Genomic DNA, 9,516 nt, shown 5'->3' with positions numbered 1-9,516 from the left:
GGGGCAGAAGCGCGCGCGGGCAATGCGACCCGCGCTGCTGGGGCCGCGGATCGGGGCGCGGCTCGTGGACACGGTCGTGACCTACGCCCTGGTCGCTGTGCTCGGGGTGGTCCTCGTGCAGCGGGTGACGCTGCACCTTCAGGCGAAGATCGACGCCGCCCAGGCCAGCGGCGTGCCGCAGACGGTGTGGCTGGTGGACGGGACCGTGCTGGCCGACGCGGGGCTCCTGCTGGCGGCGCTGCTCGCCGTGGGCCTGGTCTACGAGACGATCCCGCTCGCCGTGTGGGGGCGCACCCTGGGGAAGGCGATCTTCGGACTGACCGTGCTGGACGCGCGGAGCAGGACCCGGCCGAAGCTGGGGCGCACCGTGCTGCGGACGGCGATGTGCCAGACGTCGGTCTTCCTGCTGCTCGGCGTCTTCGAACTGGTCCCCTGCGCCACCGACCGCAAGCTGCGCCAGAGCTGGCACGACAGGCTCGGGCGCACCTTCGTCGCCCGGCAGAAGGGGTGAACTGCGGGAATCGCTGGAAACGCTGGAAACGCCACCGAATCCCCAGGAATCCCCGGAACGGGTGGTTCACTGCTGGCTATGACGACACCTCAGCCCCCGGAGGGCGGCGGGCCGTACTACCACCCGCCGCACGCGACCGAACCGGCCGACGCCGTCGGCGGCATGCCGCCGCTCGCGCCGTTGGGCCGGCGGCTGACGGCGCGGACCATCGACATCGTCATCGTGCTCGTCATCGCCTTCCTGTTCAGCCTGATCGCGTACTTCTCCGACCGGCACGACCGGGGAGTGGTGAGTTTCGTCTTCTCGATCGGAGCGCTCCTGGTCGCCTTCGTCTACGAGGGGCTGATGCTGACCCGGTCCCGGGGTCAGACCCTGGGCAAGAAGCTGATGAACCTGCGCGTCGCGGTGCTCGCCGACGGAAGCGTGCCGGAGGGCTCGCCGGGATGGACACGCGCCGCCGTCTGGGGGCTGCCCGGTGTGATCGTCTGCGGCTGCCTGTGGTGGGCCATCGACGGTGTCTGGGTCACCTGGGACCAGCCGTACCGGCAGGCGCTGCACGACAAGGCCGCGAAGACGGTGGTCGTGGAGGCGCGTTGAGAGCGGCGCACGAGAATGTGATCATGAAGGCGCGGCGTCCCGGGCAGGGGGCGCCGCGCCTTCATGATCACATTTCGGTCCGGTAGGCGGTCAGCGCGGGACGCGCTCCGGCTCCGGGAGCGGCTCCACCGCAGGAGCCGGTCGCTTGGCCCCCTTGGCCACCACGCGGGACCTGTGGGCCGCGCCGTGCGGCCTCGCCCGCCGGATCGCGGCGAAGACGCCGACCGCCAGGGCGACCATGGCGAGCAGCAGGATCATCGGCATGCTCCGCGCGCCGGAGAGGGCCAGCAGGGCGACCGTGGCGCCGACCACGGCCGCGGTGCCGAGGGCGAGCTGGGAAACCGTCAGACGTGGCATGGCTGTTCCGTCCTTCGAGCGGGGGACTCGTTGTCGGATGTCGAAGTGCGCGGTGCGGTGGGGCAGTTCGCGCTCGCAGATGACGCCCCGGTACGGCAGATACCCGGTGCGCCTGCTGGTAAGCCCAGCCTAACCACCGAGAAGGGAGCACGGGGGGGCGCACGGGCTCACGCGGCTTGGCACAGCCCCGAGTTGGGATGCTGTCCGGCTGCCCTTAAGCTCCGCTCAACCTTCGGTCGGCCCTCGCCTCGCTCGGTCCTCCGTCGGCGTCAGTCGGCCAGGACGACCGGAGCGCCGGTCAGCGCCACGCCCGCGGACCGGAGCTCGGCCAGCGTCGTCTCCGTCGTGGCCCTGGACACGCCCGCCGTCAGGTCGAGCAGCACACGAGTGGTGAAGCCCTCGCGCGCCGCGTCCAGCGCGGTGGCGCGCACGCAGTGGTCCGTCGCGATGCCGACCACGTCGACCTCGGTCACCTGGTGGGCGCGCAGCCAGTCGGCGAGGCCGACGCCGTTCTCGTTGAGGCCCTCGAAGCCGCTGTAGGCGGCCGCGTGGGCGCCCTTGTCGAAGACCGCCTCGACCGCGCCGGAGGTCACGGCGGGGGCGAAGTTGGGGTGGAAGCCGACTCCCTCGGTGCCCGCGACGCAGTGGGCCGGCCAACTGCTGCGGAAGTCGGGGCGGTCGGAGAAGTGCGCGCCGGGGTCGATGTGGTGGTCGCGGGTGGCGATCACGTGGTCGTAGCCGCCCGCGCTCTCGGCGACCAGGTCGGTGATCGCGGCCGCCACCTCGGCGCCGCCGCCGACCGGCAGGCTGCCGCCCTCGCAGAAGTCGTTCTGCACGTCCACGATGATCAGTGCGCGGCGCATGGCGGTGATTCTCCTCGGCGCTTTCCCTGTGTGCCTGTGGTGCGGTCTGTTGGCAGCAGCGTAGGGAGGGGCGGGGGATTGCGCGAGGGGTGGCCGCGACGCAATGTCCGCGTGTCAACCGTCGCGCGCCCCGCCCACCTGCCTCAACTGCTGAGGTACTCCGTCGGCACGACCGGCTCGCCGCGCGACAACTGCGTTGCTGACAAAGGAAGTTGGGCGCGAGAGCGCAGGTGGCGCTCGCGGGCCCCGGCCAGCGGCTCACGGCCGACGATCTCGCCGCCGCAGACCAGCTCGCGGTGGAGCAGGCGCTCCCGCAGCTCCGGCGGGACGGGGCCGGTGCCGACGACCTCGGCCTCGGCCACGCCGTCGGCGTCCAGCCGCCGCGCCGCCCACTTGGCGCCGCCGCGGCTGGCCTTGGCGCCGGCCGAGCGCTTGGCGACCGGCACCAGCGGCGCGTCCGGGTCGTCTGAGCCCGCGCGGGCGACCAGCTTGTAGACCATCGAGCAGGTCGGCTGCCCGCTGCCGGTGACCAGTGAGGTGCCGACCCCGTAGGCGTCGACCGGCGCGGCGGCCAGCGCGGCGATGGCGTACTCGTCCAGGTCGCTGGTGACCACGATCCGGGTCTTCACCGCGCCCAGCTCGTCCAGCTGGCGGCGGACCCGGTGGGCCAGCATCAGCAGGTCGCCCGAGTCGATCCGGACCGCGCCGAGATCCGGCCCGGCCACCTCGATGGCGGTGCGGACGGCCTCGGTCAGGTCGTAGGTGTCCACCAGCAGGGTGGTGCCACGGCCCATGGACTCGATCTGGGCGGTGAAGGCGTCCCGCTCGGTGTCGTGCAGCAGGGTGAAGGCGTGCGCGGCCGTCCCGGTGGTCGGGATGCCGTACTCGAAGCCGGCCTGCAGGTCGGAGGTGGCGCCGAAGCCCGCGACGTAGGCGGCGCGGGCCGCGGAGACGGCGGCGCGCTCGTGGGTGCGCCGGGCGCCCATCTCGATCATCGGACGGTCCCCGGCCGCCGCGGCCATCCGGGAGGCCGCCGCGGCGATGGCGGAGTCGTGGTTGAGGATCGACAGGACGACCGTCTCCAGGATCACCGCCTCGGCGAAGCTGCCCTCGACCACCATGATCGGGGAGCCGGGGAAGTAGCACTCGCCCTCGCCGTAGCCGCGGATGTCGCCGCTGAAGCGGTAGTCGGCGAGCCAGCGCAGCGTCTCCTCGTCGACGACCTGCTGGTCGGCGAGCCAGCCCAGCTGGGCGGGGGTGAAACGGAAGTTCTCGACCGCGTCCAGCACGCGCCCGACCCCGGCGGTCACCCCGTAGCGGCGGCCGTCCGGCAGGCGGCGGGTGAAGACCTCGAACACGGAGTGACGCCGCGCCGCGCCGCTGCGCAGGGCGGCCTGCAGCATGGTGAGCTCGTAGCGGTCGGTGAGCAGGGCGGTCGACGCCGTTGCAGCATCCATGGACATCATCGTATCCCCCATCTCGTCACTTTGACGATTTCTCTTCGGACACGATCACCCGGACGGGTTCCGGATCGCTTCGGGGTCGCCCGGATGGCAGCATGGACATGGACAGGAGTGGTCGTCGTCGAGGAGTTGCAGTTGTGAGCGTCGCGCCGGTGGAGATCGAGCGCACCGAGTCGGAGTCGGCGCCCTTCCAGGTGCCCGACCCTGACGTCCCCTGGGTGACGATCGTGCACAACGACCCTGTTAACTTGATGTCCTACGTCGTCTACGTCTTCCAGACGTACTTCGGCTATCCCAAGGAGAAGGCCCGTCAACTGATGCTCGACGTGCACCACAAGGGTCGCGCGACGGTCTCCAGCGGCACCCGCGAGGAGATGGAACGCGACGTCCAGGCGATGCACGGCTTCGGGCTCTGGGCCACGCTGCAGCACGACAAGTGACGGGCGATCGATGACCGGTCTGTTCAAGCGCGCCCACGGCGGGGGCGCGCAGCTCACCCTCGACCCGGTCGAGGCGTCCATCCTGCGCAGCCTGATGGTGCAGATGCTCGAACTCATCGGCCCCGGCCCCGGCGCGGACACCCCCGAGGACCCGCTGGCCGCGCTGTTCGCCGAGGGTCCCACCAAGCCCCCGGCCGATCCGGCGCTGGCCCGCCTCTTCCCGGACGCGTACGCCGAGGGCCCCGAGGCGTCGGAGCACTCCTCGGAGTTCCGCCGCTACACCGAGAACGATCTGCGCGCCCGCAAGCGCGACGACGCGTTCGCGGTGGTCCGCGCCATCGACGCGGCGGAGGAGGACCGCAAGGGCCGCCCGGTGGTGCGCCTGGACCCCGAGGGCTGCCACAGGGCGCTGGGCGCGCTGAACGACCTCCGGCTCACCCTCGGCACCCGGCTGGACGTCTCCGAGGATGACGACTCCCTTTACGCCCTGCCGGACGAGGACCCGCGCAAGCCCATGGTGATGGCCTACCTGTGGCTGGGCGGACTCCAGGAGTCCCTGCTGGAGACGATGGTCTAGCCGCCGGTCCGGTCGGTGGTCCGGTCGGTGGTCCGGTCCGGTCCGGCCGGTCCGGACGGCGTGGTCGGGGCCCGGCGGGCGCTGCCTATCCTTGGGCCATGCTGACCATCACCCGCGAACTGCACGACGCGATCGTCGCCCACGCCCGCGCCGACCACCCCGACGAGGCCTGCGGCGTGATCGCCGGCCCCGTCGGCGCCGGCCGGCCGGAGCGCTTCATCCCGATGCTCAACGCCGCGCGCTCGCCCACGTTCTACGAGTTCGACTCGGGTGACCTGCTGAAGCTGTACCGCGAGATGGACGACCGCGACGAGGAGCCCGTCGTGATCTACCACTCCCACACCGCGACCGAGGCCTACCCCTCGCGGACCGACGTGTCCTACGCGTCCGAGCCGAACGCCCACTACGTGCTCGTCTCCACCGCCGAGTGCGGCAACGACGAAGGGCCGTTCCAGTTCCGTTCGTATCGCATTGTGGACGGTGTGATCACAGAGGAAGACGTCGAGGTCGTCGGGGCCTGAACGGCAAGGGGAGCGGAGGGCCCGGCGGAGGCCGCCGGGCCCTCCGGTGTTCCGGGATACGGGACGGATTCGTCCGTGCTGTGGGACGGGGATCCCGTTCGGGGGGCGGGAATCTATACGATGCCTGCATGCGTTCCGTCGACATGAGCCCTCACGCGCCCGGCACCCGCCTCGTCGCGCGGCTGCACGTCGACCTGTGCCGCCTCGCCAGCGCCATCTGTCCAGCCGCCTGAGCCCCGCTGCGGCGTCGTCACCCGGTCGCGCACGACCTGACGCTCGCCGACGCCCGCGCGCTCGGCGCCCGCAGACCGCGCGCCCCGCCGCACCGCCCTGCTTCGCCTCTCCCACCGAGACCACTCCTGGAGCCCAGCCATGGCCATCGAGGTCCGCATCCCGACCATCCTCCGCACCTACACCGACGGCGCCAAGGCCGTCGAGGGCAGCGGCGCCACCCTGGACGCCCTCTTCAGCGACCTCGACGTGCGCCACCCGGGCCTGCGCGAGCGCCTCGTCGACGGCGGCGAGCTGCGCCGGTTCGTCAACGTCTACCTGAACGACGAGGACGTCCGCTTCCTGGCCGGGATCAACACCGAGGTCGCCGCGGGCGACAGCGTCACCATCCTGCCCGCGGTCGCCGGCGGCGCGCGCTGACATGAAGTACGACACCCCCCTCGACGCCGTCGGCAACACCCCTCTCGTCGGCCTTCCGCGCCTCAGCGCGACGGTGCCGGGCAACGAGGCGGGTCTCGTACGTCTGTGGGCCAAGCTGGAGGACCGCAACCCGACGGGCTCGGTCAAGGACCGCCCGGCCCTGCACATGATCGAGCAGGCCGAGGCGGCCGGACGGCTCACCCCGGGCTGCACGATCCTGGAGCCCACCAGCGGCAACACCGGCATCTCGCTGGCCATGGCCGCGAAGCTCAAGGGCTACCGCATGGTCTGCGTCATGCCGGAGAACACCAGCGAGGAGCGGCGCGAGCTGCTGCGGATGTGGGGCGCGGAGGTCATCTCCTCGCCCGCCGCCGGCGGCTCGAACACCGCGGTGCGGGTGGCCAAGGAGCTGGCGGCGGAGCACCCGGACTGGGTCATGCTGTACCAGTACGGCAACCCGGACAACGCCGGCGCGCACTACGCCGGCACCGGGCCGGAGATCCTGGCCGACCTGCCGAGCGTCACCCACTTCGTCGCCGGCCTCGGCACCACCGGCACCCTGATGGGCGTCGGCCGCTTCCTGCGCGAGAAGGTCCCGGGCGTCCAGATCGTCGCGGCCGAGCCGCGCTACGACGACCTGATCTACGGCCTGCGGAACCTCGACGAGGGCTTCGTCCCCGAGCTGTACGACGCGAAGGTCCTCACCACCCGCTTCAGCGTCGGCAGCGCCGACGCGGTCCGCCGTACCCGCGAGCTGCTCCAGCTGGAGGGCATCTTCGCGGGCATCTCCACCGGCTGCGGCGTCCACGCCGCGCTCGGCGTCGGCCGCAAGGCCGCGAAGGCGGGGGAGCGGGCGGACATCGTCTTCGTGGTCGCCGACGGCGGCTGGAAGTACCTGTCGACCGGCATCTACACGGCGGAGACGACGGAGCAGGCGGTCGAGGCGCTCCAGGGCCAGCTCTGGGCCTGAGAGGGCTTCTGTGGCGCCGGAACGGGCACGCACCTCCCCGTCTGCAAAGACTGTGAGGGTCTCGGATTATTTGTCCGTTTCCTGACCTGAAACCGTTACAGATCGCCCACAGCCACCGATGCCGGGAGCTTCCTCTCGTTGGGCCGGAAAACGCTGGATTCCTCGCAGTCCAGCCGCTGTTCCGCGTTCGACGGAGGAGGCCCCCGCATGTCCACCGAGCTGTGGTCCTACCGGGAGATCGCCGCGCACATCGGCGTGCAGCCCGAGACGGTCAAGTCCTACCGCAGGCAGGGCATTCTCCCCGCGCCCGACGTGGTGACCTCCTTCGGGCAGCCGCGCTGGTATCCGGAGACGATCCGAGCGTGGGTGCGACGCCGCCCGCACAACCGTCGATGAGCGCGAAACCAGGGGCCCCCTTCCTGGTGATTCCGAACACAACCGGCCCGGCGGGCGGACCTGCGGACCTGCCCCGGCCGTACCCTCGTAGCTCACGACCTCACGACCTCACGGCGACGGAGCCGTGGATGTGAGCATGCGGAGGGCGCGGCATGAAACTGACGGTGGTCGGGAGCTCCGGGAGCTTTCCCTCGGCGGAGTCGGCCTGCTCGTGCTACCTGGTCGAGGCGGACGGCTTCACGCTCGTGCTCGACCTGGGCAACGGCGCGTTGGGCGCGCTGCAGAAGTACACCGGGCTCTACGACGTGGACGCGGTGGTGCTGAGCCACCTGCACCCCGACCACTGCATCGACCTGCTCGCCTACTACGTCGCCCGCAACTACCGCTTCGAGGGCTGCCCCGCGCCGCTGCCCGTCTTCGGCCCGACCGGCACCGCCGGGCGGCTGGCCCGCGCGTACGGGGACATGGACGAGGACCCGGGAATGAAGGGCGTCTTCGACTTCCGCACGCTGAGCGAGGGAGTCTTCGAGCTCGGCCCGTTCACGATCACCGCCGCGCAGGTCGCCCACCCGGTCGAGGCGTACGGCTTCCGCGTCGAGCACGACGGCCGGTCCTTCGTCTACACCGGCGACACCGGTCCCTGCCATCAGCTGGTCGACCTCTCCCGGGGCGCGGACCTGCTGCTCTCCGAGGCCGCGTACACCCACGGCAAGGAGGAGTTCGCCGACGTCCACCTCAACGGCCGCCAGGCCGGCGAGCTGGCGACGGCGGCGGGGGTGCGCCGGCTGGTGCTGACCCACATCCCGCCGTGGACGGACCCGGAGCGCAACGCCTCCGACGCCGCCGGAACGTACGACGGCCCGGTCGAGCTGGCTCGACCGGGCGCGGTGTACGAGATCTGAGGCGGGGTCGGGGGCCTACGCCTTGGTGACGTCCTCGATCTCCTCCTCGGGCTCGCGGCCCGGGGTGGTCAGGTTGAACTTCACGATCGCGAAGCGGAACAGCACGTAGTAGACCACCGCGAAGACCAGGCCGATCGGGATGATCAGCCACGGCTTGGTGGCGAAGTGCCAGTTGAGCACGTAGTCCAGCAGGCCGGCCGAGAAGGTGAAGCCGTGGTGGACGCCGAGCCCCCAGGTGACCGCCATGGAGACGCCGGTCAGCAGCGCGTGGATGACGAAGAGCACCGGCGCGATGAACATGAACGCGAACTCGATCGGCTCGGTCACGCCGGTCACGAACGCGGTCAGCGCGACCGAGAGCATCATGCCCGCGACGACCTTGCGGCGCTCGGGGCGTGCGGTGTGCACGATCGCCAGGGCGGCGGCCGGAAGGCCGAACATCATGATCGGGTAGAAGCCGCTCATGAACTGACCGGCCGTCGGGTCGCCGGCGAAGAAGCGGTTCAGGTCGCCGTGGACGCCGTGGTAGGTGCCGACCTGCTGCCAGAAGAAGGTGTTCACGAACTGGTGCATGCCGATCGGCAGCAGCAGCCGGTTGACCACGCCGAAGATGCCGGCGCCGAGCGGGCCGAGGCCGATCAGCCAGTTGGAGAAGTGGTCCAGCCCGCCGCCGACGGTGCCCCAGGTCACGCCGAAGAGCACGCCGACCAGGGTGCCGACGAAGGCCATCTGGATCGGGACCAGGCGGCGGCCGTTGAAGAAGCCGAGCCAGTCGACCAGCCTGGTGCGGTGGTAGCGCTGCCACAGTACGGCGGCGAGCAGACCGATCACGATGCCGCCGAGGACGCCCGGGTTCTGCGGGGTCCCGTTCGGCGTGGCGGCGGTGACCGAGCCCGCGGCCGGGAAGGCGGTGAGGACGTTGTGGTACACCACGAAGCCGACCACGGCGGCGAGCGCGGTGGAGCCGTCGGCCTTCTTGGCGAAGCCGATCGCCACGCCGATGCAGAACAGCAGCGGCATGTTGTCGAAGACGCCCTGACCGGCCGCGGCGAAGACGGCCGCCACCTTGCCCCAGTGCAGGCCCTGGGCGCCGAAGACGTCGGGCTGGCCGAGCCGCAGCAGGATGCCGGCGGCGGGCAGGACGGCGATCGGCAGCTGGAGACTCCGGCCCAGCTTCTGGAGTCCCTGGAAGGCGCCCGAGCCCCGCTTCTTTGCGGGGGCCACCGGGGCAGCGGTGGTTGCGCTCATGGTGTTCCCTAACGAAGTAA

14 protein-coding genes are annotated in these 9,516 nt (G+C 71.3%); 10 read left to right on the top strand and 4 right to left on the bottom strand.

The annotated features are described in order from the left end of the window. Together TR50_RS34240 and TR50_RS34235 are read left to right on the top strand one after the other, a co-directional pair. On the top strand, positions 1 to 511 hold a 511-nt coding region (locus TR50_RS34240), incomplete at its 5' end, for an RDD family protein (RefSeq protein WP_042431481.1). A gap of 78 nt (positions 512 to 589) precedes the next feature. Then, a complete protein-coding gene (locus tag TR50_RS34235; protein WP_084701447.1) occupies positions 590 to 1,108 on the top strand; it encodes an RDD family protein in 519 nt (172 codons plus the stop codon). 90 nt (positions 1,109 to 1,198) lie between these two features. Here TR50_RS34235 and TR50_RS34230 read toward each other — a convergent pair whose 3' ends face one another. The 3 genes from TR50_RS34230 to TR50_RS34220 form a co-directional block, all read right to left on the bottom strand. Continuing rightward, positions 1,199 to 1,465, bottom strand: coding sequence for a hypothetical protein (locus TR50_RS34230; RefSeq protein ID WP_042431462.1), 267 nt, complete (start codon positions 1,463 to 1,465; stop codon positions 1,199 to 1,201). A gap of 269 nt (positions 1,466 to 1,734) precedes the next feature. After that, complete coding sequence (locus TR50_RS34225) at positions 1,735 to 2,328, bottom strand: isochorismatase family protein (protein ID WP_042431461.1); 594 nt, start codon at positions 2,326 to 2,328, stop codon at positions 1,735 to 1,737. Positions 2,329 to 2,471: 143 nt separating this feature from the next. Continuing rightward, complete coding sequence (locus TR50_RS34220; RefSeq protein ID WP_174514884.1) at positions 2,472 to 3,785, bottom strand: nicotinate phosphoribosyltransferase; 1,314 nt, start codon at positions 3,783 to 3,785, stop codon at positions 2,472 to 2,474. A 107-nt stretch (positions 3,786 to 3,892) separates the two neighbouring features. Here TR50_RS34220 and clpS point away from each other — a divergent pair, with 107 nt between their 5' ends. The 8 genes from clpS to TR50_RS34180 all read left to right on the top strand — a co-directional run bounded on the left by clpS (position 3,893) and on the right by TR50_RS34180 (position 8,248). After that, on the top strand, positions 3,893 to 4,231 hold the full coding sequence (clpS, locus tag TR50_RS34215) for an ATP-dependent Clp protease adapter ClpS (protein ID WP_042385858.1): 339 nt from the start codon (positions 3,893 to 3,895) through the stop codon (positions 4,229 to 4,231). 10 nt (positions 4,232 to 4,241) lie between these two features. Then, positions 4,242 to 4,808, top strand: a complete 567-nt coding sequence (locus tag TR50_RS34210) for a DUF2017 domain-containing protein (RefSeq protein ID WP_042431457.1) — start codon at positions 4,242 to 4,244, stop codon at positions 4,806 to 4,808. 98 nt (positions 4,809 to 4,906) lie between these two features. Beyond that, positions 4,907 to 5,329, top strand: a complete 423-nt coding sequence (locus tag TR50_RS34205; protein WP_042431455.1) for a M67 family metallopeptidase — start codon at positions 4,907 to 4,909, stop codon at positions 5,327 to 5,329. Between the two features lie 128 nt (positions 5,330 to 5,457). Next, the gene (locus TR50_RS50215) at positions 5,458 to 5,562 is read left to right on the top strand and encodes a putative leader peptide (RefSeq protein WP_369405802.1); all 105 of its coding nucleotides are present in this window, start codon (positions 5,458 to 5,460) and stop codon (positions 5,560 to 5,562) included. 139 nt (positions 5,563 to 5,701) lie between these two features. After that, complete coding sequence (locus tag TR50_RS34195; RefSeq protein ID WP_042431451.1) at positions 5,702 to 5,980, top strand: MoaD/ThiS family protein; 279 nt, start codon at positions 5,702 to 5,704, stop codon at positions 5,978 to 5,980. Between the two features lies 1 nt (position 5,981). After that, positions 5,982 to 6,950 (top strand): PLP-dependent cysteine synthase family protein, encoded by a 969-nt coding sequence (locus tag TR50_RS34190; RefSeq protein ID WP_042431449.1) that lies wholly within the window; start codon positions 5,982 to 5,984, stop codon positions 6,948 to 6,950. A 207-nt stretch (positions 6,951 to 7,157) separates the two neighbouring features. Next, entirely contained in the window at positions 7,158 to 7,346 is a 189-nt protein-coding gene (locus TR50_RS34185; RefSeq protein WP_042431447.1) for a helix-turn-helix transcriptional regulator, read from the top strand. A gap of 152 nt (positions 7,347 to 7,498) precedes the next feature. After that, positions 7,499 to 8,248, top strand: coding sequence for an MBL fold metallo-hydrolase (locus TR50_RS34180; RefSeq protein WP_042431445.1), 750 nt, complete (start codon positions 7,499 to 7,501; stop codon positions 8,246 to 8,248). A gap of 15 nt (positions 8,249 to 8,263) precedes the next feature. Here the strand turns inward: TR50_RS34180 and TR50_RS34175 are convergent, their stop codons facing one another. Further along, positions 8,264 to 9,496: a PTS transporter subunit EIIC gene (locus TR50_RS34175; protein ID WP_042431444.1), complete on the bottom strand. Its 1,233-nt coding sequence runs from the start codon at positions 9,494 to 9,496 to the stop codon at positions 8,264 to 8,266. Positions 9,497 to 9,516 lie beyond the last annotated feature (20 nt).

Origin of the sequence: Streptacidiphilus anmyonensis (assembly GCF_000787855.1) — a bacterium.
GTDB classification, from domain to species: domain Bacteria; phylum Actinomycetota; class Actinomycetes; order Streptomycetales; family Streptomycetaceae; genus Streptacidiphilus; species Streptacidiphilus anmyonensis.
This window is presented reverse-complemented; position numbering and strand designations above follow the sequence as displayed.